Origin of the sequence: Ruminococcus sp. AF17-22AC (assembly GCF_003460065.1) — a bacterium.
GTDB lineage: Bacteria > Bacillota > Clostridia > Lachnospirales > Lachnospiraceae > Blautia_A.
This window is the reverse complement of sequence record NZ_QRXT01000005.1, coordinates 234,361-256,049: the sequence shown is the minus strand read 5'-3', so window position 1 is coordinate 256,049 and position 21,689 is coordinate 234,361. Positions and strand designations below refer to the sequence as shown.

27 protein-coding genes and 1 pseudogene are annotated in these 21,689 nt (G+C 41.9%); 27 read left to right on the top strand and 1 reads right to left on the bottom strand.

All coding sequences use genetic code 11. The annotated features are described in order from the left end of the window. Positions 1-3: 3 nt before the first annotated feature. The 23 genes and pseudogenes from DWW86_RS10010 to DWW86_RS09905 all read left to right on the top strand — a co-directional run bounded on the left by DWW86_RS10010 (position 4) and on the right by DWW86_RS09905 (position 17,102). Positions 4-2,031, top strand: a complete 2,028-nt coding sequence (locus DWW86_RS10010) for a sulfatase-like hydrolase/transferase (protein ID WP_072521769.1) — start codon at positions 4-6, stop codon at positions 2,029-2,031. 123 nt (positions 2,032-2,154) lie between these two features. Next, positions 2,155-3,456 carry a bifunctional folylpolyglutamate synthase/dihydrofolate synthase gene (locus tag DWW86_RS10005; RefSeq protein ID WP_072521768.1) on the top strand — a complete coding sequence of 434 codons (1,302 nt, stop codon included), beginning with the start codon at positions 2,155-2,157 and terminating at the stop codon, positions 3,454-3,456. Between the two features lie 11 nt (positions 3,457-3,467). Then, positions 3,468-3,620 carry a hypothetical protein gene (locus DWW86_RS17140; RefSeq protein WP_015542233.1) on the top strand — a complete coding sequence of 51 codons (153 nt, stop codon included), beginning with the start codon at positions 3,468-3,470 and terminating at the stop codon, positions 3,618-3,620. 16 nt (positions 3,621-3,636) lie between these two features. Continuing rightward, on the top strand, positions 3,637-4,953 hold the full coding sequence (locus DWW86_RS10000; RefSeq protein ID WP_117942954.1) for a tetratricopeptide repeat protein: 1,317 nt from the start codon (positions 3,637-3,639) through the stop codon (positions 4,951-4,953). Between the two features lie 190 nt (positions 4,954-5,143). Beyond that, entirely contained in the window at positions 5,144-5,470 is a 327-nt protein-coding gene (locus DWW86_RS09995; RefSeq protein WP_072521766.1) for an anti-sigma factor antagonist, read from the top strand. Continuing rightward, positions 5,467-5,901, top strand: coding sequence for an anti-sigma F factor (spoIIAB, locus tag DWW86_RS09990; protein WP_072521765.1), 435 nt, complete (start codon positions 5,467-5,469; stop codon positions 5,899-5,901). The genes DWW86_RS09995 and spoIIAB overlap by 4 nt, the downstream gene beginning before the upstream one ends. Then, the gene (locus DWW86_RS09985) at positions 5,902-6,186 is read left to right on the top strand and encodes a sigma-70 family RNA polymerase sigma factor (RefSeq protein WP_117942953.1); all 285 of its coding nucleotides are present in this window, start codon (positions 5,902-5,904) and stop codon (positions 6,184-6,186) included. 155 nt (positions 6,187-6,341) lie between these two features. Then, positions 6,342-7,088 carry a hypothetical protein gene (locus tag DWW86_RS09980; RefSeq protein ID WP_008688040.1) on the top strand — a complete coding sequence of 249 codons (747 nt, stop codon included), beginning with the start codon at positions 6,342-6,344 and terminating at the stop codon, positions 7,086-7,088. Positions 7,089-7,090: 2 nt separating this feature from the next. Further along, positions 7,091-7,885 (top strand): ParA family protein, encoded by a 795-nt coding sequence (locus DWW86_RS09975; protein WP_117942952.1) that lies wholly within the window; start codon positions 7,091-7,093, stop codon positions 7,883-7,885. Further along, complete coding sequence (locus DWW86_RS09970) at positions 7,866-8,795, top strand: ParB/RepB/Spo0J family partition protein (RefSeq protein WP_008688042.1); 930 nt, start codon at positions 7,866-7,868, stop codon at positions 8,793-8,795. The genes DWW86_RS09975 and DWW86_RS09970 overlap by 20 nt, the downstream gene beginning before the upstream one ends. A 112-nt stretch (positions 8,796-8,907) precedes the next feature. Further along, a complete protein-coding gene (locus DWW86_RS09965; RefSeq protein WP_008688043.1) occupies positions 8,908-9,219 on the top strand; it encodes a DUF6050 family protein in 312 nt (103 codons plus the stop codon). Positions 9,220-9,350: 131 nt separating this feature from the next. Continuing rightward, the gene (locus DWW86_RS09960) at positions 9,351-9,749 is read left to right on the top strand and encodes a hypothetical protein (protein WP_008688044.1); all 399 of its coding nucleotides are present in this window, start codon (positions 9,351-9,353) and stop codon (positions 9,747-9,749) included. Between the two features lie 13 nt (positions 9,750-9,762). Beyond that, positions 9,763-10,161, top strand: coding sequence for a single-stranded DNA-binding protein (locus DWW86_RS09955; protein WP_005344165.1), 399 nt, complete (start codon positions 9,763-9,765; stop codon positions 10,159-10,161). Between the two features lie 13 nt (positions 10,162-10,174). Then, a complete protein-coding gene (locus DWW86_RS09950) occupies positions 10,175-10,567 on the top strand; it encodes a hypothetical protein (protein WP_117942951.1) in 393 nt (130 codons plus the stop codon). Next, on the top strand, positions 10,560-11,438 hold the full coding sequence (locus tag DWW86_RS09945) for a replication initiator protein A (RefSeq protein WP_024728267.1): 879 nt from the start codon (positions 10,560-10,562) through the stop codon (positions 11,436-11,438). The genes DWW86_RS09950 and DWW86_RS09945 overlap by 8 nt, the downstream gene beginning before the upstream one ends. 9 nt (positions 11,439-11,447) lie before the next feature. Continuing rightward, a complete protein-coding gene (locus tag DWW86_RS09940) occupies positions 11,448-12,266 on the top strand; it encodes a replication initiator protein A (protein ID WP_117942950.1) in 819 nt (272 codons plus the stop codon). Next, positions 12,266-13,060 carry an ATP-binding protein gene (locus tag DWW86_RS09935; protein ID WP_117579924.1) on the top strand — a complete coding sequence of 265 codons (795 nt, stop codon included), beginning with the start codon at positions 12,266-12,268 and terminating at the stop codon, positions 13,058-13,060. Before DWW86_RS09940 ends, DWW86_RS09935 begins: the two co-directional genes overlap by 1 nt. Before the next feature lie 82 nt (positions 13,061-13,142). Beyond that, a complete protein-coding gene (locus DWW86_RS09930; protein WP_117579922.1) occupies positions 13,143-13,634 on the top strand; it encodes a PcfB family protein in 492 nt (163 codons plus the stop codon). Positions 13,635-13,657: 23 nt separating this feature from the next. Continuing rightward, positions 13,658-15,517 (top strand): VirD4-like conjugal transfer protein, CD1115 family, encoded by a 1,860-nt coding sequence (locus DWW86_RS09925; protein ID WP_353652693.1) that lies wholly within the window; start codon positions 13,658-13,660, stop codon positions 15,515-15,517. Positions 15,518-15,636: 119 nt separating this feature from the next. After that, a pseudogene (locus DWW86_RS09920) lies at positions 15,637-15,789 on the top strand (Maff2 family mobile element protein); the annotation flags it as partial. A gap of 70 nt (positions 15,790-15,859) precedes the next feature. Beyond that, complete coding sequence (locus DWW86_RS09915; RefSeq protein WP_007887891.1) at positions 15,860-16,222, top strand: helix-turn-helix domain-containing protein; 363 nt, start codon at positions 15,860-15,862, stop codon at positions 16,220-16,222. Further along, positions 16,182-16,559, top strand: a complete 378-nt coding sequence (locus tag DWW86_RS09910; RefSeq protein ID WP_002584333.1) for a TnpV protein — start codon at positions 16,182-16,184, stop codon at positions 16,557-16,559. The genes DWW86_RS09915 and DWW86_RS09910 overlap by 41 nt, the downstream gene beginning before the upstream one ends. 51 nt (positions 16,560-16,610) lie before the next feature. Next, positions 16,611-17,102, top strand: a complete 492-nt coding sequence (locus tag DWW86_RS09905) for a nucleotidyltransferase domain-containing protein (protein WP_002584332.1) — start codon at positions 16,611-16,613, stop codon at positions 17,100-17,102. A gap of 118 nt (positions 17,103-17,220) precedes the next feature. Here DWW86_RS09905 and DWW86_RS09900 read toward each other — a convergent pair whose 3' ends face one another. Next, positions 17,221-18,027 carry a helix-turn-helix domain-containing protein gene (locus DWW86_RS09900; protein ID WP_002584331.1) on the bottom strand — a complete coding sequence of 269 codons (807 nt, stop codon included), beginning with the start codon at positions 18,025-18,027 and terminating at the stop codon, positions 17,221-17,223. A gap of 483 nt (positions 18,028-18,510) precedes the next feature. Between DWW86_RS09900 and DWW86_RS09890 the strand changes: the two genes are divergently transcribed. The 4 genes from DWW86_RS09890 to DWW86_RS09875 all read left to right on the top strand — a co-directional run bounded on the left by DWW86_RS09890 (position 18,511) and on the right by DWW86_RS09875 (position 21,533). Next, a complete protein-coding gene (locus DWW86_RS09890) occupies positions 18,511-18,699 on the top strand; it encodes a hypothetical protein (protein ID WP_002584330.1) in 189 nt (62 codons plus the stop codon). Then, positions 18,696-19,037: a replication initiator protein A gene (locus DWW86_RS09885; RefSeq protein ID WP_002584329.1), complete on the top strand. Its 342-nt coding sequence runs from the start codon at positions 18,696-18,698 to the stop codon at positions 19,035-19,037. Before DWW86_RS09890 ends, DWW86_RS09885 begins: the two co-directional genes overlap by 4 nt. Then, complete coding sequence (locus DWW86_RS09880) at positions 19,030-19,326, top strand: DUF3847 domain-containing protein (RefSeq protein ID WP_002584328.1); 297 nt, start codon at positions 19,030-19,032, stop codon at positions 19,324-19,326. The genes DWW86_RS09885 and DWW86_RS09880 overlap by 8 nt, the downstream gene beginning before the upstream one ends. A 746-nt stretch (positions 19,327-20,072) precedes the next feature. Beyond that, the gene (locus tag DWW86_RS09875) at positions 20,073-21,533 is read left to right on the top strand and encodes an Lsa family ABC-F type ribosomal protection protein (RefSeq protein WP_002584327.1); all 1,461 of its coding nucleotides are present in this window, start codon (positions 20,073-20,075) and stop codon (positions 21,531-21,533) included. Positions 21,534-21,689: the final 156 nt, after the last annotated feature.

Here is a 21,689-nt window from a genome sequence, read left to right as displayed (position 1 = left end):
TGGATGAGATTGTATAAAGTGTGCAATAAGATTTCTTTGCTGCTTCATGTACTTGGCAGTGCCGCCGGTTACTTCCTGATCGAAGCGATCAGCCGCCATTCTTTCATAGAGGCATGGAATTATATGACAGGAAAACCGCTGGTATTTGCATATAATGCGGGACTGATCTTTGTCACCAGCCTGATCGCGTATCTGTTCCGCCGGAGGACATTCTGGCGAGTGCTGATCGCAATATTCTGGCTGCTTCTCGGAATCATAAACGGCATAATCCTTGCAAACAGGGTTACACCGTTTACCGGTCCCGATCTGCATCTTCTGACAGATGGTATGGCAATCTTAAACAAGTATCTGCCTGCATGGGGCGTGATAATTGCATTGATCGTGCTGGGGCTGTTTGTCATTATTCTTCTGGCGCTTCTTGTCAGGGGTCCGAAGTATAAACGCAGAGTGAAATTTCGCTATGATCTTTTAATGGTAGTTGTCGCTGTGGCGGCATTTGCAGGAATTACACAGCTTGCTCTGGATAAGAGAGTACTTTCCAATTACTTTGGTAATATTGCATTTGCCTATGAGGATTACGGATATCCATATTGTCTGGCAGTTACGATCTTTGATACAGGAATCAGCTGTCCGAGGGATTATTCCGAAAAGGAAATCCAGAGAATTGAGAAGACGGAAGACAATCTTCCGGCGACAAGCGAGAGCAGTAAGCCGAACATCATTTTCCTGCAGCTGGAATCTTTCTTTGATCCGACACTGGTCAATTATCTGAAGGTTTCGGAAGATCCGATTCCGAATTTCCGGAAACTCATGAAGGAGTATACCTCCGGTTATTATAAAGTTCCGTCCGTAGGTGCCGGTACTGCAAATACTGAGTTTGAATCAATCACCGGTATGAGTCTGCATTATTTCGGACCGGGTGAGTATCCATATAAGAGTATTCTGAAAGAAACGACTTGCGAAAGTGCACCTTATGTACTGAAAAACCTGGGTTATACCACACATGCGGTACATAACAATGAAGCCAATTTCTATGGAAGAAGGAGTATTTTCCCAAATCTTGGATTTGATACTTTTACTTCGGCAGAATATATGCCGGAGGAAGACGATAAGAACCCGCTTGGCTGGACAAAGGATGAAGTCCTCACAGATGAGATCATCAAGTGCCTGGATTCTACGGAGGGATTGGATTATATTTATACGATTTCCACGCAGGGACATGGTGCTTATCCAGAAGAACAGTTGATCGATGATCCGGAGATCACCGTTACCGGTTCAGCTACCGAAGCACAGAATAATCAGTGGGAATATTACTGTAACGAAATCCATGAGATGGATAATTTTGTAAAAGAACTGACAGATGCACTTGCAGATTATCCGGAAGACGTGATCCTTGTTATGTACGGTGACCACCTTCCGACTATGGGACTGACAGTTGAAGACCTGAAAAATAAATACCTGTTCCAGACACAGTATGTTATGTGGGACAATTTTGGCATGGAAAAGAAAGACGTCAATCTGGCAGCTTATCAGATGGCGGCTGAGGTAATGGACCGTGCCGGAATTCATGAAGGAACAATCTTCCGTTATCATCAGGCCAGAAGAAACACCAGAAACTATCAGGTGGATCTGGAAACACTGCAGTATGATCTGCTGTATGGAGATCGTTATTCTTATAAAGAAAACGGAGAGACTTTCGAGCGGACCAAAATGCATATGGGCCTTTATGATGTATCGCTGGATTCCATGGAACTTGTTTCGGACACGGACTTCACTTATCGGCTGAAGGGTACGAATTTCACGCCGTCCAGTCAGGTAAAACTGAATGGAGAATGGGTAGATACCGTATATGTTAATCCTACGACGCTGATGATCTCAGGAACGGAGTTAAACGATTTTGACAGAGTTTCCGTTTCACAGCGAAGCAACAGCTCGACGAAAAAAGCACTGAGCAAGAGCTACGATCGATCGGCATATATGCTGTATTCTGAAAATAAATGGAAACTTCTGACGGAAGAAAATGAATCCTGACGAATAAAAGATTACGATTAGTACTGGACATCTTTCACCACTCATATATAATGATATCGTAGCGTTCTGATTTTTTTAGACCGGAACGCTGCGAATACATTAGATAAAGTGGTGAATTTTTTTATGAATTACGAAGAAGCTGTTGCTTATATTGAAGAAACTCCGAAATTTACAACCAAAAACAAACTGGAGCATACAAAAGAATGCCTGAGACGTCTCGGCAGTCCCGAGGAGCGTTTTAATGTTATTCACGTAGCCGGAACAAACGGAAAAGGCAGTACCTGTGCGTTTCTGACATCAATCCTTCGTGAGGCAGGATATTCCTGCGGGTTATTTACTTCTCCGCATCTTGTTACGATCAATGAGCGATTTCAGATCAATGAAAAAAATATTGAAGATGATACTTTTCTGCATGCCTTTGAAAAAGTAAAAAAGCTCGCAGATGAACTTGTTGCAGAGGGCAGTTATCATCCGACGTATTTTGAATTCCTGTTTCTGATGGGAATGGTGATATTTGCCGACGCAGGTGTGGATTACGTGGTCCTTGAGACAGGACTCGGTGGAAAACTGGACGCAACGACTGCGGTAGAACATCCGCTGGCATGTGTGATCACATCGATCAGTTTTGACCATATGCAGTATCTGGGAAACACGATTACTGCGATTGCAGGCGAAAAGGCTGGCATCATTGTGCCGGGAGTACCGGTAATCTATGACGGCAACGATCCGGAGGCAGCACAAGTCATCAGTGAGAGAGCAGAGGAACTTGGCAGTCCGTGCTATGAAGTGAAGAGAGAGGATGCGAAGATCCTCCGAAACACAATGTCGGGCATTGATTTTTTGTTTAAGAATGAGTATTATGGAAATACAGCATTTTCCATACCGTTTATAGCAAAGTATCAGGTTATGAACAGTATGCTTGCGCTGAAAACAATCGAGGTTATGAAGAATCATATTGCTGCATCTGAAGATGCGGTACGCCGTGGCATCCGTGAGACACGCTGGCAGGGACGGATGGAAACTGTTCTTCCGGGTGTGATCGTGGACGGAGCACACAATGAGGACGGTGTCGAAAAATTTGTTGAAACTGCCGCTTATTTTCAGAAAGACTATCCGCTGACACTTCTTTTTTCAGCAGTGGATGATAAGGATTATACAGATATGATCCGGACGATTCTTGACAAGATCAGTTTCCGTCATGTGATCGTAACGCAGGTGGGCGGATACCGTAAGGTTCCGGCAGAACACCTTGCAGAGATATTTAAAGAGCAGGGATGTCCGAGCGCAGAAGCGTGTGAAAATGTGGAGATGGCATTTAAGAAGGCACTTGAGCAGAAAGGCGAGGATGGAATGCTGTTCTGTGTTGGTTCTCTTTATCTGGTAGGCGAGATCAAGACGGCTATCCTGAAGGGAATCGGAAAATAAAGGAGAACGATATGATCGATTACGAAGAAGAACTGAAAAAATTTGAACCATGTCTGGATGTTACAGACGCTGAAGGTGCGATTTATGACAGAGAGCTGACAGATATTCTGGATGTACTTCAGGAAGTCTTAAGAGAAGCCAAGAGTAACCGACGGATAAAGTAAATATAAGGAGAACTACATGAACTGTATGAACTGCGGTGCATTTCTCACAGACCGGGATCTCGATTACTGCCCGAACTGTGGATATAATGTACTGATTCAGAAAAAAGTAGATTACCTGTCCAAAGTTTTCTATAATCAGGGGCTGGAAAAGGCAAGTATTCGTGACCTTTCCGGTGCGATCGCCTGTCTGAAACAGAGCCTTATGTATGACAAACGAAATATCCAGGCGCGTAATCTTCTGGGACTGGTTTATTTTGAGACGGGAGAGGTAGTTTCTGCGCTCAGCGAATGGGTGATCAGCAAAAACCTTCAGCCGACAAGAAATCAGGCATCCGAGTATATTAATAAACTGCAGGCAAACCCGAATAAGCTTGCAGCGATCAATGAAACGATCAAGAAATACAATCATGCACTGCTTCTGTGCAGGGAAGGGCATGAGGATATGGCTGCGATCCAGCTGCGTAAGATCCTTGCACAGAACTCAAAGCTGATCAAGGGATATCATCTTCTGGCACTTATCCAGATCAAAAACGAAGAATGGAACCGCGCGCGAAGAATCCTCAAAAAAGCTGCCAGAATCGATAAGACAAATACAACAACACTTCGATTCTTACGTGAAGTAGACGAGCAGACCGGAGTGACCACAAAACTCGAGAAGAAAAATAAAAAAGGTTTATTCCGTTCCGGCAAGATAAAGGCAGATGAAGATACAGATCTTTTAAATGTGGATCGTATGGCTCCACAGACGATATACAAAGAACATTCACGTATTTCAGCGTTTTTTATACTGGTTACAGGGATTCTTGCAGGTGCTGCGGCATTCTGGCTCCTTGCGGTTCCGGCGATACGTCAGGGAATCTATCAGGAGGCTAATCAGCAGATCGTGCAGTACAGTGAATCTCTTGCAAGTCAGGGCGCAGAGCTCAATAAAGCACAGGGCGAAGCGAAGGAATCCGGCGATACGGTAGAATCAGTGACACAGGAGCTGACAACTGAGCAGGCAAAGAGCGAGAGCTATCAGGCACTTCTGATGGCACTCAGCTATTATCAGCAGCAGGATATCGATGATGCAGCTGTAGAGATACAGAAGGTACATGTAGATGTCCTTACAGATGCTCAGAAGTCGATTTATACAACAATCAAGAATGCAACCGGTGTGGCCGGTGTTGGTGACACAGAACCGGCACAGACATCTTCTGACAGCGGGGATGGAAGTAGTGATGCCGGAAGTTATGATAATACAAGTTATGATGACGGAAGTGATTACAGCTCGGACGACGGAAGCGACTACAGTGATGACAGCGGAGATTACGGAGACGAATATTACGAATAAAATTTGACAATAAGAAGAACCTCAGATAAGGGGATGTGCCATATGGCATGTCTCCTTTTTGTATTTATGTAATAGGAAATTACTCCGTAATGTTCCTATTACATAAAAACGCTCCGCGAGGATGCGATAGTGGGAGATGCCGGTGGTGTGTCTGTGGATTCTTTTTTAAAACAGGTTAGGGGGAGTGAAAATGCAGGAAATGTATAAACTTGAGGGGACAGTACTTACTGTGGTTCTTCCGCAGGATGTGGATCATCCGGTAACGGACCTCGTACGCCGGGAGACGGATCATATTATAAATCAGAATTATATACGCACAATTATTTTTGATTTTACACATACGGAATTTATGGACAGTTCCGGGGTGGGGCTTCTGATGGGACGATACCGGGCAATGGGAATGCGCAAAGAGAGCATACGGGCAGCTGGTGTAAGCCGCCACATAGACCGGCTTTTACATTTGTCCGGATTGCATCGCTATATAGAAATTCAGACAGCAGAGGAGGAAGAAGCATGAAGGAAAATACAAACGAAATGATTCTGGTATTTGACAGCATTCCGGCAAATGAAGGACTGGCAAGGGTGACCGCGGCTTCTTTCTGTACGCAGCTTAATCCGACGCTGGAAGAAGTGGCAGATCTGAAGACCGCAGTCTCGGAGGCTGTGACCAACTGTATCATTCATGGATATGAAGGCAAAATCAATAAGATCGAAATGAAATTACAATATCATGGAAATGAACTGTATGTGCATATTACAGATTATGGAATCGGAATCGCGGACATTGAGAAGGCAATGGAACCGATGTATACCTCGAAGCCGGATCATGAGCGTTCAGGGATGGGATTTACCTTTATGGAGGCATTTATGGATGAGATACGTGTAGAATCACAGCCAGGCAAGGGGACTACTGTTCATATGAAGAAGACCATTGGCAGGCAGGGATAAATGTCGGAGGACACTCTTGCCCTGATTAGGCGTGCGCACCAGGGGGATAAAGAGGCGAGAGACCGCCTGTTTCATGAAAATACAGGACTGATCTACTGTGCAGCCAAGCGCTTTGTGGGACGTGGTGTGGATATGGAAGATCTCTTTCAGATTGGAAGTATAGGACTCCTGAAAGCAGTGGACAAATTTGATACATCTTATGATGTGAAATTTTCCACATATGCCGTGCCAATAGAGTACGATAAAGGAAATGACCGGAAAAGCCTTAAAATAAGGGATTTCTGATAAAGGCATTGGATAAAAAAACAGTGCTGTCAGATGTACATTTCGATATCTTATGTTGAAATAACAGTATAGATAAGATATTGAAAATAATTCGGAATTGTTTCTGATAGGAACCTTCTTGAATGAGATGATGACCATTCAAAGGAGGTTTTTTTATGGCAAGAATTATGACAAGAAGAAAAGCCATACCTAAGGCAATCGAATTACTGCAATGTCTGCCACAGACGGAGGAAGTTGTGGAAGTGATACAGGCACTAAAAAAATATTCTTCCACGCCATTGGATAGATGGGATGCAGCCAGTGTATATGAAGCATTAGATGAATGGACAGAATCTCATAATGGTATACCACCGAGAATAAAAGAGTGTGACAGCCATAAAGAGCTACCAAGCCATATGGTCTTTGAAAAGCTTTTTGGAAAAACAGCCAGAGAATTTCTAAATGATTATTATGGTGAGATGGAATACGTAAGGATTGGACGTCATGGAACAAGGTGTGTGGATGATCAATATGATTTTTTGGAAATATTTAAAAACGAATTTGAACGGATACAACCGGCAACGTCAAAAATATATGATGCTTGTAGAAATCCAGAAACACCATCATGGGGAACGATTGCAAGAAGATGTAAAGTGTCTTCCTGGTCAGAGTTGGTTACACTGTCCGGTGTAGAAGCGAATTGCATTAGAAGAAGATATGACACATATAATATTAGAAATAAGTTGAGCGTTTCACAAAAAACGAATTTGGAAACGGATTTGACAGCACACGAACAGCAGGAAGAAAAAGAAAGATTTGAGGCATTGCTGATAAAGACGCATGATTTAACATTGCAGGCTGAAAATCAGAAAAAGGCAGAAAAAGCAGTTTCAAAACATACATTACGAATCGGGAGGAAATAGAGATGGCAAAAGTTATAGCAATAGTCAATCAAAAAGGTGGTGTCGCAAAGTCAACTTCCTGTGTGAATTTAGGAATCGGATTGGTAAAAAAAGGATATAAAGTTCTGGCAATAGATTTTGATCCACAGGGAAGTTTAACAGAAAGTCTTGGATATCAGAATCCAGATGAATTAGAAATAACAGTAGCGACAATTCTTCATTGTGAAATGAATGGTCTTGAATTACCAGAAGGATATGGAATTCTTCACCATGAAGAGGGAATGGACATTCTTCCGGCAAATATTGAACTGTCTGGGGTAGAAGTTAGTCTGGTAAATGTTATGAGCAGAGAATATGTGTTAAAACAGTTTATCAAGACAATTTCGCCAGAATATGATTATATCCTGATTGATAATATGCCATCGCTAGGAATGCTTACTGTAAATGCTCTTGCAGCAGCTGATTCGGTTATCATTCCGGTTATGGCACATTATCTTCCTGTTAAAGGATTGGAACAGTTGATGCAGACCATATATAAAGTTAGAAAGCAGATAAATCGAAAGCTTCAGATTGACGGAATCTTACTTACCATGGTAGATCGAAGAACGAATTTTTCAAAAGAGATTATAGAGTTGCTTCATGATAATTATAGCGAATATATCAATATTTTCAAGACTGCAATCCCGTTTTCGATAAGGGCAGCAGAGACGAGTGCTGAGGGAGTAAGTATTTATAAACACGATCCGAAAGGTCGTGTTGCCGAAGCTTATAAAAAACTGGTAGAGGAGGTGATTGGTGATGGCAGTGAAAGAAAGTAGTGCTTCAAAGATAAAATTCAAAGGGGTAGATGCATTATTCGGATTGTCAGAGGAGCAGGAGTGTGTGCGAGAAATTCCGCTGGACGAGTTGGATACATTCAAGAATCATCCGTTTAAAGTGTTTAGGGATGATAAAATGGAGGAAATGATTGAAAGTATTTCAGAATATGGAGTTCTTGTGCCAGGAATTGCAAGACCTTCAAATTCAGGGGAAAAGGATTATGAATTAGTTGTGGGACACAGAAGAAAATATGCTTGCAGGGAATTAGGACTGAAAACAATGCCGGTCATTATCAGAGATATGTCTGATGATGAAGCAACTGTGGTTATGGTCGATTCCAACATTCAAAGAGAAAATCTGCTATATAGTGAGAAGGCATTTGCATACCGCATGAAGTATGAAGCATTGAAACGTCAGGGTAGACGGACTGATTTAACTTTGGTCCAAGTTGAACCAAAGTTGAAAAAAAGATGGGCAGCTGAGATGGTTGGCACAGAAGTCGGAGAGACAATGAGTACGATCAAACGATATATACGCTTGACCTACTTGTCGAATTACTTGCTGGAGTTTGTAGATAAAAATGAATTGCCATTTACTGTTGCAGTTGATTTATCTTATTTGAAAAGTAATGAGCAGTCATTGTTACTGGCGTTTATAGGAACAACAAAGAAAATGCCAAATGGATCTCAGGCAAAAAAACTGAAAGAACTTAGCCAGCAAAAAGAATTGACTGGAGAAGATATAGAGAAAATTCTTAGAGGAGAAGCAAAAGTGAATTATCAGAAAATCAGTTTTTCAGAAAAGCAACTGCAAAAATATTTTCCACCAGATTACAAGAAAGAGCAAATCGAAAAAATAATTTTCCAGTTATTAGATTCGTGGAAAGCACAAACAGAGCAAAGGGGATGATAAAGTGGAATATGAAAAGCAAATAAGATATAATGATAGACAGATGCAAAGATATCAGGCATATCTTTCTAAAGTACAGAAGATAAACAGATTAGATAAGAGGACGAAAGAAATGACGATTGGAGATGTAATTAAAAAATCAATTCTGCCACTGGCATTTATGGTATTCTGGTTTTGGATGACAAAAACAATTATGAAGGTCAGTGGGCAGACGGATTGGTTCTGGTGGGTATTTATTGCCGGACTTCCATTTGGAATACATAAAATGCGGTTGATTCTAATTCCGAGAGGAATGGATACCACAGCAACACTTGGGATGGCTGCATTAAGTGTCATTATTGGAGCATTGATTGGAAGCATCATGATTCCAGTGTATGTGATCAGAGCGATATACGTGTTTATACGGTATGTCATTGGAAAATAGAATATTAGATTGATAAGAGGCAGGCTTGCGAAAATAAAAATCGTAAGTCTGCCTCTTTTTTTGTGCTTAAAAACAGGCAATTCAGGGGAATTCCCTTTTGCAAATATATATATTCTTGGAGGATTTTTAAGATGAGAGAGCGAATTGAAAGTAAGCATGTAACAAAGGAAATCAAAAGTCAGATGCCAGTGATTCCGGTGGCAATTGTTAAAGAAAGAGGCTGTACGTTCTGTCCATATTATCTGGGCAATTATGAGAAACAGCCACGCTGTATGATGAAAACCTGTGCCTGGGATGATGAAAATGAACGTTTCCATCCAGTTCTTCGTGAACTGATCCCATTTTACAAAGAGAAGATGGAAAAAGCAGAAGAAAAATTCCTGGCAATGAAAAAGATTTACACAACACTGTTAGGAATGTTTGCCGATGAAATGAAGCAAGAAGAGTTGGAAAAAGATGAATGTTACGGATGTGCCTATGGAAAATGTGGACCATGTATCGGTATCTGTTACAAATCAATGAAAGCATAGGAGGGGTAAGCCAATGAATACAACAGTTATTTCCGGGCGATTAGTAAGAAATCCCGGATACAACGAAGTGGAGAATGAAAAAGGACTTCATAAGATTGCCAAGTTTGTTCTGGCAGTCAGAAGAAATTATTCCGATGAAGTCAGTTTCATTCCGGTAAAGGCTTTTGCAAAGAAAGCAGAATTTGCCAGAGATTATCTGATGCAGGGAACGAAGGTCATGGTGGAAGGCGAGATTGTCACAGGTAATTATGAAGATAAGGATACTGGGAAAAAGATCTATACCACCGAAGTGTATGCAAACCGGATTGAATTCGCAGGTGCAAAAATGGTTGACAGACCACCGTTTCCAGAAGATGCGGAAGGGTTCTTAGAGATCCCAGAGGGTATGGAAGAAGAAATGCCGTTTAGATAGAGGAGGATAAAAGATGGTTTCAGTAGATCAGGCGTATATGGTAGGGCATATGAAAAATGCCGATGGAAGTATCAACAACAAAAATGTAGTGCTGTCAGCAGCATGTGAAGCAGCGGAACTGTTCCAGTGCATGATGGCAGTAAATCAGAAACTGGAGGACTGGCAGAGATTTAATCACACCTTGGAGATGCATCTTAGAAGTGTGGAATGTGAGAAAATCCATGATATCTGTCAGGCAGTATACGGAATGAAACATCCGTCCAATGAACTGGAAGGATTGTATCTGGCAAGAGAGGATGAACAGATATGCCTGCTGTACTATCAGGCGTTTGTAGGGATGCTGGAAATCAATATTAATTCAGCCGAAGTGCTGTACAAACAGAAGGAGGAAACAATCAATGAGTAAGATGGAGTATATGCCGGTAGATTGTCTGCAGGTGCCAAAGGTGCTGTTTCAGATGGAAAAATACAAAAATCTGTCAAATACAGCAAAGATTCTATACAGCTTATTTCTGGATCGTTTGAAATTTGCGGTGCAAAATGGCTGGGTAGATCATAACGGGAATCTGTTTGTTATCTATCCCAAAAGTGAAATAAAGAAAGACCTGAATACGACTCGGTATGGAGTAGATCAGGCAGTACAGGAACTGGTTCAGGTTGGTAAACTGGTGCGTATCATTCCAAACAATGGAAAGGCGAACCACTTTTATATCAATGGTATTTATGAAAATGAGATGGAGGAAGAATCAATGATGACATTAGATACTATCATGGCAAATATGCCGCTGGCTGAAAGAGAAATTATTATGGATAAGATGGTGAAAGCATCCAGAGATATTTTTGAAACTATTGCGGATATGGGATATATTGATCAATATGAAACGTCTTTAACTGCAATGGAAAAGCGAGGATACCAGGATGAGCTTGGAGAGATGGATATTGATCAAATTAAGGCTGATGGATATGAGTTTGGTATGGATCTTGCATTTGGAATTCTGGAGGAAAATGAAAATAATCCTGCTCGTGTGTTAGATATCCAGAAATATGTGAACAGACAGTATGAAAGCTGTTCAAAAAAGAAGTTTATGAAGGTACTGGAAACCCTTGTTCATGCGATGGGGAATGATGAAGGCTTTATTGGTGATATGTATGCTTGTAACAAGAAGGCCAGAAATTATTATTTGGACGAAATGATTCAATCATTCAATTTTGTATTTGATGAGATGTGTCATGGTACAGGCAGTGCTGCAAATTGTGATTTTGATGTAGAAGAGTAGGAAAATATTATGGCAGATTTTGAATATTTCAGAGCAGAAGAATCTGACCAGTTTTCTTTCTTTCGGATACCAAAAGCTCTGTTCACAGAAAAAGAGTTTGCAAGCCTGTCTACAGACGCAAAGCTCCTTTACGGAATTCTGCTTGATCGAATCAGCCTATCCAAGAAAAATGGATGGATTGATAGTGATGGTTATGTCTATATCATTTACACGATCGCAGAATTGCAGGAACTATTGCGAATGTCGCATACGACAGTGACAAAGCTTCTTTATGAGCTTGACAGTGTGCATGGGATTGGATTGATTGAACGGTATCGGCAGGGGAATAATCGTCCCTCTGTCATATACGTGAAAAATTTTGTGAAACGGATTAGAGGAAAGCCCGTAAGATACTTTGCTTCTGGAACGCCAGAAACTGGAAATCCGGACTGCAAGGAATTGGAAATCCGGATTGCAAGAAACTGGAAGTCCGGAACGCAAAAAAATAGAAGTCCGGAACGCAAGAATCTGGATGTAAGTAATACTAAGATAAATAAGACTGAAAAGAATCATACTGATAAGAGTAAGGGCAATACTCCCGCTCTGGAAGAAAAATTCAGTCAGTATGGTAGATTTAAAAATGTTGTTCTGTCGGAAGCTGAACTGCAGGAGTTGATGACAATATTTCCATGGGATTATCAGAAACGGATTGATCATCTTTCTGTTTATATGAAATCCAGTGGAAAAGAGTATCAGAATCATTTTGCAACAATCTGTCTTTGGGCAGAACGGGATGGCGCCAGGGCAGGAATTGACAAATATGAATTTCAGGAAGGAGAAAGCCTGTGATGGAAAATAAAGTAACAGCAGATTATCTGGATGAAGAGGGATGTCTTCATTGTGGCATCTGTGGAAAAAGAAAACAGATGAAAGTCAGTCTGATGGGATTTGAGCATGTAGTGTCCTGTTTGTGTGAATGCGAGGTAAAAGCCAGGCAGGAACTTGATGAGAAGATGCAGCGGGAAGAAGCACAGCGGCAGCTTTATCAGAGAAAATCCATCGGACTTCGGGAAAGAAGATTCTGGGAATGGAAATTTGAAAATGACAATGGAAGCAACCAGAAGATACTAATCGCCAGGCAGTATGTAGAAAACTGGACAGATATGAAGAGAAAAAATGTAGGACTGCTTCTGATGGGACCAGTTGGAACCGGGAAGAGTTTTTTTGCAGGCTGTATAGCAAATGCACTTTTGGAACAGGGAGAACGTGTCATGATGACAAATTTTTCCAGGATCTTAAATGAAATGACCAGCTATCAGGCAAATAAGAACCAGATCATACAAAATCTTGTGGATTATCCATTGCTGATTATTGATGATTTAGGAATAGAACGAAATTCTGAGTTTGCTTTGGAGCAGGTCTATAATGTGATAGACAGCCGTTATTGTAAAATGCTTCCGCTGATCGTAACAACGAATCTGGGACTGAATGAAATGAAATCTACAGATTTGGATACTGCCCATCAGCGCATTTACAGCAGAATACTTGAAATGTGTGTTCCAATCTATTGTGGTGGGGAAGACAAGAGAAAAGAAGAAGGGACAGAAAAACTCGTACAGGTGCAGTACCTGATTACCGGTTAATCTGTCCTTTTTCATTGAAGGGGGGGATTGCCATGATTACAGATCTGGACAGCAGTTAAATCGCTGAAAGGAGGGAAAAGTCATGCAGGAAGAGGTAACTCAGAAAACGGTCACGTTCTGTATTCGGGCTACTAAAATTACGGCAGACCTGTTGAAAAAGGTTCTTGCTGCGTATCTGCGTCATCAAAAGCAGAAATCAGTAGAGAAGAAAGCACAGAAAAATCAGCCGAAACAGGGAAAGGTCACGGTAAAAGAGCTGGCAAAACAGAATGCCGGGATGGTCAATATCGAGATCACGGACAAAAATATCAAGTCCTTTGAACGGTATGCCAGAAAATACGGGATCAATTATGCTCTGAAAAAAGACAAGAGCAAAGAGCCTCCGGTTTATCTGGTATTTTTCAAGGGACGTGATCAGGATGCCCTAAATGCTGCTTTCCGTGAGTTTTCCCAGAAACAGATTCAAAAAGCGAATAAGCCTTCCATTCATAAGCGTCTTGCAGCTTACCGGGCAATGATGCCAAAGAAGACGAAGGACAAAGTAAAGAACCGGCATCAGGAGCAGAGCCGATGAAAAAGAAAAGCGGTAAAACTCTGATGCAGAAGTGGAAGAATAAAATCGGGGGTAAGCTGTCCGCCCTGGATAAAAAGAAACTGGTTCTTACAAATATCCCTTATGCTCTGGCTGCTTTCTATGCTGACCGGGCATTTTTTCTTTACCGGAACAGTCCGGGAGGAGATATGGGGAACAAACTATTATATGCAATGGAACACGCAGACCGGATTTTTGCTGGTTTTGTGTTAAGCAATAACTGGAAAGATCTGCTAGCAGGTATTGTTGTTGCAGCCGTTCTGAAAGTGTTGGTCTGGCAGAAACAGGCAGACGCAAAGAAATTACGGAAAGGCATCGAGTATGGTTCAGCCAGATGGGGAACCGCAGAGGATATCAAGCCTTATATGTCGGAAGATCCCTGGATGAATATTCCATTGACAGCAACAGAAGCATTGACTATGGAAAGTAGACCTAAACAGCCAAAGTATGCAAGAAATAAAAATATAGTGGTCATTGGCGGCAGTGGTTCCGGAAAAACTCGATTTTTCGTTAAGCCGTCAGTCATGCAGATGAACTGTTCCATGGTCATTACAGATCCGAAAGGCACTCTGATCGAGGAGTGCGGGAAGATGTTAGCAAAGGGACCACCTAAGAAAGATAAGAATGGAAGTATTATGAAAGATAAATCAGGAAAAGTGGTACACGAACCATATGTGATTAAGGTTCTGAATACTATCAACTTTTCCAAATCGCTTCATTACAATCCATTTGCTTATATACGGTCTGAAAAAGATATCCTGAAGCTGGTTACAACAATCATTGTGAATACCAAAGGCGAAGGGGAAAAAGCTTCCGAAGATTTTTGGGTGAAAGCAGAGAAGCTGTTGTACACGGCATTGATTGCTTTTATCTGGTATGAAGGAGATGAAGAGGAAAAGAATCTGAATACCCTTCTGGATCTTTTGAATGAAAGCGAAACCCGTGAAGAGGATGAAACTTACCAGAATCCAGTGGATATGATGTTCCAGGAACTGGAAGAAAGAGATCCGCAGCACTTTGCAGTCAGACAGTATAAAAAATACAAAATGGCGGCTGGCAAAACTGCCAAAAGTATTCTTATTTCCTGTGGTGCGAGGCTGGCACCATTTGATATCGCAGAACTTCGTGAGATCATGTCTTATGATGAAATGGAACTGGATAAGATCGGGGACAGGAAGACAGCCTTGTTTTTGATTATGTCCGATACAGATACAACCTTTAATTTTGTGATTGCCATGTTACAGTCACAGCTTTTCAATCTGCTTTGCGACAAGGCAGATGATGAGTATGGTGGAAGACTGCCAGTTCATGTGCGTGTCATCGCTGATGAGTTTGCCAACATCGGGCAGATTCCACAGTTTGACAAGCTGATTGCAACTATCCGAAGCAGGGAAATCTCTGCTTCTATTATTTTGCAGTCACAGAGCCAGTTAAAGGCAATGTACAAGGATAGTGCAGATACCATTCTGGGCAACTGTGATACTACACTTTTCCTTGGTGGCAAAGAGAAAACCACCTTAAAGGAAATGAGCGAGCTTCTGGGTAAGGAAACTATTGACCTGTATAACACTTCGGAGACAAGGAGTAATCAGAAATCCTTTGGACTGAATTACCAGAAAACAGGCAAACAGTTGATGACAGAAGATGAAATCGCAGTTATGGATGGAGGGAAATGTATCCTGCAGATCCGTGGTGCCAGACCATTTTTCTCGGACAAATATGATATCACGAAACACAAAAACTATCGGCTTCTCGCAGATGAAAACGAGAAGAACCGATACAAAGTTGAGAAAGAGTTAAATCCGCAGTACACACCGAAATCTGAAGAAGAGGTGGAAGTAATTCATGTAGATCTGTCGGAGTAACCTTGGGAATGAACGAAAATAATGAGGAAAGGAATAACTGACATTAGGTGCGCCGGCTTTTTAGTCGGTGTTTTTCATTCCCGTAAACACCTGAAAGAAGTCAGTTTTGGTGAATGTATATGGCATTTTTTAGCAGTGCAATTACAACTTTAAAAACTCTTGTAGTCGCAATCGGCGCAGGTCTTGGCGTGTGGGGTGTCGTAAACCTTCTGGAAGGATATGGAAATGACAATCCCGGTGCTAAGAGCCAGGGCATCAAACAGTTCATGGCTAATTAAAGGGAACAAAAAGAAAGGAAAAGCCAATCCAGACGGTATCAGCGGCAGGCTACAAGAATAAATTGTGATTTCACAAGATTGGTGCTATAATAAGAGAAAAGTTCCTGCCGGGGCAGCCGCTCCGGTGGTATGGATAGAAAGGCAGGAAAACAATATGCACATCAGCTATAAACCACTCTGGCACACACTGTTAGAGCGTGATATGAGAAAAGAGGATTTAAGGCTTGCCGCTGGTATGACAACAAATATGATTGCCAACATGAGCAAAGAGGGAAAGCACATCAGCATGGATACATTAGCCCGTATCTGCGAAACGCTGAATTGTGAGATTACCGATGTGATTGAGTTAGTACCAGACGAGCCTGCTTCCACAGGAGGTAAGGAACATGAGCGAATTGAAACCAAGAATAAAAGAAAACGGAATTGATTATATCCTTGTTGGAGATTACTACATCCCGGACTTGAAGTTGCCGGAGGAACACCGCCCCATCGGAAAGTACGGACGGATGCACCGGGAATATTTAAGAGAAGTCTGCCCAGCCAGATTACACACATTGACCCTGACCGGGGAATTGTGGACATATCTTGCAGACCTGAACGAACAGGCACAGAAACGGTTAGACACCATCATGGAGCAGATGAAAGCTGCCGAGGGCGTGACCGAGGAATTGAAGCGTACCCGTCAAATGGAATGGGTGCAGCGTTGCAATAACATTCACAACCGGGCAGAAGAAATTGTTTTACATGAGATGATTTATTCATAACGGTATGGTAGAATGATTATTACAAATTAGAAGTTGTAAAGGAGACTTTGTATGGGTAGAAAAGAAATAACAACAAAAGAAGATTTAATGAAAGTAATAGAATTATTCGAAAATACTGGAATTACATACTGGTTGGATGGCGGATGGGGTGTAGATATTTTAGCTGGTAAACAAACAAGAATTCATAGAGATATAGATATAAATTTTGATGCTCAACATACGGAAAAATTGTTAAATGTGCTTTTGAATCTGGGCTATAAAATTGATACAGACTGGAAACCGGTTAGAATAGAGTTATATAGTGATGAACTTGGTTACTTAGACATTCACCCGTTCGTTTTAAGTGAGGACGGAACTTCAAAACAAGCTGATTTAGAGGGTGGCTGGTATGAGTTTGAAAAAGATTACTTTGGTAGTGCTTTTTTTGAAGGAAAAACAATTCCTTGTATATCCTTAAAAGGCCAAAGAGTTTTCCATTCAGGTTATGAATTAAGAGATAAAGATAAGCATGATATTTCAATTCTTGAAAGTTTATCAAAATAACATTGCTGTAATTTCTAAGATAAATTCCACTTTATCGCTTTGAAATTTTAACTGAATAAGTATAGCACCAACCGCTGCTACATGGAAGCAAACACAACCATGCAACAGCGGTTTTTCTTTACCGTTTTTTCCTTTGACTGATAGGAGTTCCTGTTTTCTTTGATTTTTGTAGAATCCGAATGAGCCAGCGAAATTCTTCGTCTGACAGATTTTTATAGTTGATGCCGAGCTGCTTGCAGTAAAGGACAACCAGCTTTTCATCCCGACTGCCCTTGAAATTTTCAACCGCTTCCAAATTTTCTTTCAATTCATCGGCAACGGTGGTCTGGGGCGCACTCTCGCTGTCCTTTTTGTGGGCTTCCCGAATATCCCGGATAATGAGATTGAGGTCATCAAGAACCATGTGGCTGAAATATTCATCATCGCTGATATGGGCGGCTTGCAGCACTTTCAAATGCGGGTCGTCTTCGCCGGGGCGATACCGTTCAATGATTTCATGCCGGACAGTATCGACAAGGGCGTTGAGGTTTTGAATCTGCATGGTGGCAATCCCATCTACATAAATCTCAATGTCCGCAAGAAACTTGATAAAGTCCTTATGAGTGGCAAGCTCACAGAGCAGACGGTTGTTAATCCGACCGCCTTTCAGAAGTGCCACCATCTCATCATTCAAATGCAGCTCTGTTAGTGGCGTGTTGATCTGCTCCCGGTTCTCTGTCCGGCACAGCAGATAATCAACGGAAACCCCATAGAAGTCTGCCAGCGTGATAAGGTTGCCATGATTGATTTCCTTATAATCCTCTTTTTCATAACTGCCAAGAGCTGATTTGGAAATGCCCGTCAGCTCTGATAATTCTTCCAGATTTAAGCCTTTGTCCTTGCGGAGTTCCCAAAGGCGTTCCTGTATGCTTGTCGCTCCTTTCATGGGCGCACGCTCCTTTCCGGCGGTTTCATTACTGCCGCTTAACTGGATTATATCATACTTTCCGCAATCGTGGAAATTTCTGATTTTTACCCTTAATTCCTACTTTGTGGACATACGGCACAGGGCACAAAAATGTTCTATGATACAGGTAGTTCATCGATGGATTATTCCAATCGAATGACCAGCCTGTGTGGGATATGCTTCCCCGGCGATGTAGCGCCATGACTTTTGGCAGGGATATGGAGGAACCCTGACCGAAACGAGCGTACCAAAGGGAGCAATACGCCGCTGTGAGATTCAGGGGAGGAACGACACCGGGGAGAACTGGCGAACTGATACCGAAATGATACCGAAACACGACAATCTGATAGGGGGATAGTCTACCCTATTGCTGATACTTCTGGAGATTTTAGACGGCTCTATGACCGTAATTTTGCCGAAAATCGCCCCGAAACTATACACTAAAACGGGAGGAAACGCAATATGCCGAGAATGAGCAAAAAGAGGAAGCATGAGCTTTCTTTTTACCTCAATGACCGGGGGCGTGTCACTTACAACGAATTATGCCGGAAATGCAAGCATGGGTGCAAGCAGAGCTTCCGGGCGGTTGTGGTTGACTGCCCCCGTTATTTATCCAAAAGAGCAAAGAAAAAGGAGGAACACACCGAATGAATTTTGAATTTATGACGATAGGCACACCGTTGCCGCCCTGTATGCCCTTTCCCAGAGCGTTGACAGGATTTCCAGTCAGCAGCACCGCAAAGGTCATGTACTGCCGGATGTTGGACGCTATGCTATCCAACGGACAGGAGGACGAGAACGGAATCCTGTTTATCTGCTTCCCTGTCACAGCCATTGCCGCAGTCCTGTCCCGCAGCCCCATGACGGTCAAGCGTTCTCTGAATGAACTGGAAACCGCCGGACTGATCATGCGAGTGCGTCAGGGCGTTGGAGAACCAAACAGGATTTATGTGCTGATACCGGGAAAGGAGGACGCTGCCCTTGCCTGATACCTCAAAGCTGGAAAAGCTCAACCGAGAGTTGGAAAAGAGTGAAAAGAAACTGCGGAAAGCCATCAATGATGAAAAGGCATTGCAGCACCAGCTAAAGCAGCTTACCCGAAAAGAACGGACACACCGGCTCTGTACTCGTGGCGGTATGCTGGAAAGTTTTCTGCAAGAGCCGGAACGCCTGACAGATGATGATGTCATGCTGTTGTTGACACTCATTTTTCACAGGCAGGACACGCAGGAACTATTGAAGAAACTGCTGGAACGTGAGAAGCCGGAAACCCCTTAGTTTACTAAGGGCGCAATTATACACCACCCAAAGGTTGGTGCATTGCGTTCTCCGAAGGCTCCTTGCCGGAGGGCTGTGATTTTTCGCAGTCATGGTCTGCTCCAAATCATACAGGGGACGCTACGCTTCCCCTGCGCTGGCTACCGCCAGCTACCCTTTTGTGGACTTGTCATCTGGGGACACCTTGCGTTGCAAGCTGTTCCCAGCCGACAAGTTTCATAAAATATGCTATCTTTTCGATAGGCAATAAAGTATAATAAAGTCAGCAATAAATCGGAATTTTACGGTCAGTAAGGAATGCGTAAAGTTATATGATTGTATTATAAGCGATTTGTTAAATTTTTATAACCACTTGTATTTGCCTGCGATTTATGGTATAATATTTTGAAATTTAGAAAGAGGTGGGAAGATGATTAACTTTTCTTGCAAATAAAATCAAAATATGCGGTAGTGCTATACTTTGGCATTATTGTGTCTATTGCAAGAAAGTTATATGTCTATCTTACTCAATATAGTGCTGTTGCCACTTTTGCTTAGTGGTGTTATTTTATGCTATGACGAGCTGCAAGGATAAACTTTCTTGTGGCTCTTATTTTGTTTTGGAGGTGCTTTATGAATAGTGCAGAACAGATAGTTACACATGATTCACTCCGTATAGTGTCGGTTCCTTTTGGTGAAATCTATACGTAGTAAACATTCACCGAACCGACTTTGTATCGTATGACATGCAAAGGAGGATAATATTTATGTCAATGATTAAAATTGAAAACCTTACGTTTTCATATCCGACAAGTTATGATAATGTTTTTGAAAATGTCAGTTTCCAGGTTGATACCGATTGGAAGCTTGGTTTTGTGGGCAGAAACGGACGAGGTAAAACAACCTTTCTGAATCTTCTGCTTGGGAAATATGAGTATAGTGGAAAAATCCTATCATCCGTACAGTTTGATTATTTTCCTTATCCCGTTTCAGATAAGAATCGTATTACAGAGGATATATTGCAGGAGATTTGCCCACTTGCGGAAGAATGGGAACTTATGCGAGAACTTTCTTATCTTGATGTTGATGTCGATGTGCTTTGGCGACCTTTTGAAACACTTTCCAACGGAGAGCAGACAAAGGTTTTGATTGCCGCTCTTTTTCTTAATGAAGGGCATTTCCTACTGATTGATGAACCTACCAACCATTTGGATGCCAAAGCGAGAAAAAGTGTGGCGGCATATCTGAAAAAGAAAAAGGGATTCATCTTAGTTTCTCACGATCGTCGCTTTCTTGACGATTGTGTTGACTATATTCTATCGATTAACCGAGCGAATATCGAAGTGCAAAGAGGAAACTTTTCATCATGGATGTCAAATTTTGAGCGACAGCAAGAATTTGAACTGGCTCAGAACGAACGTTTGCAAAAGGACATCAGACGATTACAGCAGTCGGCAAAACGCGCTGCAGTATGGTCTGAACGTGTAGAAGCTTCCAAAATTGGGGCAGCAGATAAAGGTTATGTCGGTCATAAAGCCGCCAAAATGATGAAGCGTTCAAAATCTATAGAAGCGAGACAACAACAGACAATCGAACAAAAATCAGCATTGCTGAAAAATATGGAAACCGCAGAAGCCCTCAAGATACAACCGCTTAATTACCATACAGATTTGCTTGCATCATTATCGAATGTAGTAGTTTATTATGATGGCATTTCAGTTTGTGAACCCGTTTCGTTTGAAATAAGACAGGGAGAACGCATTGTGCTTGATGGAAAGAACGGCAGTGGCAAAAGTAGCCTGTTAAAGTTGGTAGTCGGGCAGTCCATAGATTATACGGGTACAGTAACACTTGGCTCTGGGCTTGTAATTTCTTATGTGCCACAGGATACATCGTATTTATGTGGAACCCTTTCCGAGTTTGCAGAAGAAAACAACCTTGATGAAAGTTTGTTCAAGGCAATTCTTAGGAAAATGGACTTTGAGCGTGTACAGTTTGAAAAGGATATTAAAGACTTTTCTGGCGGGCAAAAGAAGAAAGTCCTAATTGCGAAAAGCCTTTGTGAAAAGGCACACTTGTATGTATGGGATGAACCGCTCAACTTTATTGATGTGTACTCACGTATGCAGATTGAACAACTCATAACGGAGTTTGCCCCGACCATGCTCCTGGTAGAACATGACAGTGTTTTTCGAGATACTGTGGCAAGTAAAATTGTGAATATCTAAATTGGTTCTTCCGCAATTTTACGTTTTTCGCTTTAATAAAAATGGAGAATGCTGATTTACACTGGCATTCCAGTATTGAAAAATTACAAAATACGGATAATTGCGTAAGAACCTCTAAATTAAAATAATTGTATGGGTTAATTCCAGCTTTACAGA

Coding starts and splice junctions, on each gene's coding strand:
- DWW86_RS10010 (WP_072521769.1), top strand. CDS start 4: ATGAGATTGTATAAAGTGTGCAATAAGATTTCTTTGCTGCTTCATGTA.
- DWW86_RS10005 (WP_072521768.1), top strand. CDS start 2,155: ATGAATTACGAAGAAGCTGTTGCTTATATTGAAGAAACTCCGAAATTT.
- DWW86_RS17140 (WP_015542233.1), top strand. CDS start 3,468: ATGATCGATTACGAAGAAGAACTGAAAAAATTTGAACCATGTCTGGAT.
- DWW86_RS10000 (WP_117942954.1), top strand. CDS start 3,637: ATGAACTGTATGAACTGCGGTGCATTTCTCACAGACCGGGATCTCGAT.
- DWW86_RS09995 (WP_072521766.1), top strand. CDS start 5,144: ATGCAGGAAATGTATAAACTTGAGGGGACAGTACTTACTGTGGTTCTT.
- spoIIAB (WP_072521765.1), top strand. CDS start 5,467: ATGAAGGAAAATACAAACGAAATGATTCTGGTATTTGACAGCATTCCG.
- DWW86_RS09985 (WP_117942953.1), top strand. CDS start 5,902: ATGTCGGAGGACACTCTTGCCCTGATTAGGCGTGCGCACCAGGGGGAT.
- DWW86_RS09980 (WP_008688040.1), top strand. CDS start 6,342: ATGGCAAGAATTATGACAAGAAGAAAAGCCATACCTAAGGCAATCGAA.
- DWW86_RS09975 (WP_117942952.1), top strand. CDS start 7,091: ATGGCAAAAGTTATAGCAATAGTCAATCAAAAAGGTGGTGTCGCAAAG.
- DWW86_RS09970 (WP_008688042.1), top strand. CDS start 7,866: ATGGCAGTGAAAGAAAGTAGTGCTTCAAAGATAAAATTCAAAGGGGTA.
- DWW86_RS09965 (WP_008688043.1), top strand. CDS start 8,908: ATGACGATTGGAGATGTAATTAAAAAATCAATTCTGCCACTGGCATTT.
- DWW86_RS09960 (WP_008688044.1), top strand. CDS start 9,351: ATGAGAGAGCGAATTGAAAGTAAGCATGTAACAAAGGAAATCAAAAGT.
- DWW86_RS09955 (WP_005344165.1), top strand. CDS start 9,763: ATGAATACAACAGTTATTTCCGGGCGATTAGTAAGAAATCCCGGATAC.
- DWW86_RS09950 (WP_117942951.1), top strand. CDS start 10,175: ATGGTTTCAGTAGATCAGGCGTATATGGTAGGGCATATGAAAAATGCC.
- DWW86_RS09945 (WP_024728267.1), top strand. CDS start 10,560: ATGAGTAAGATGGAGTATATGCCGGTAGATTGTCTGCAGGTGCCAAAG.
- DWW86_RS09940 (WP_117942950.1), top strand. CDS start 11,448: ATGGCAGATTTTGAATATTTCAGAGCAGAAGAATCTGACCAGTTTTCT.
- DWW86_RS09935 (WP_117579924.1), top strand. CDS start 12,266: ATGGAAAATAAAGTAACAGCAGATTATCTGGATGAAGAGGGATGTCTT.
- DWW86_RS09930 (WP_117579922.1), top strand. CDS start 13,143: ATGCAGGAAGAGGTAACTCAGAAAACGGTCACGTTCTGTATTCGGGCT.
- DWW86_RS09925 (WP_353652693.1), top strand. CDS start 13,658: ATGCAGAAGTGGAAGAATAAAATCGGGGGTAAGCTGTCCGCCCTGGAT.
- DWW86_RS09910 (WP_002584333.1), top strand. CDS start 16,182: ATGAGCGAATTGAAACCAAGAATAAAAGAAAACGGAATTGATTATATC.
- DWW86_RS09905 (WP_002584332.1), top strand. CDS start 16,611: ATGGGTAGAAAAGAAATAACAACAAAAGAAGATTTAATGAAAGTAATA.
- DWW86_RS09900 (WP_002584331.1), bottom strand. CDS start 18,027: ATGAAAGGAGCGACAAGCATACAGGAACGCCTTTGGGAACTCCGCAAG.
- DWW86_RS09890 (WP_002584330.1), top strand. CDS start 18,511: ATGCCGAGAATGAGCAAAAAGAGGAAGCATGAGCTTTCTTTTTACCTC.
- DWW86_RS09885 (WP_002584329.1), top strand. CDS start 18,696: ATGAATTTTGAATTTATGACGATAGGCACACCGTTGCCGCCCTGTATG.
- DWW86_RS09875 (WP_002584327.1), top strand. CDS start 20,073: ATGTCAATGATTAAAATTGAAAACCTTACGTTTTCATATCCGACAAGT.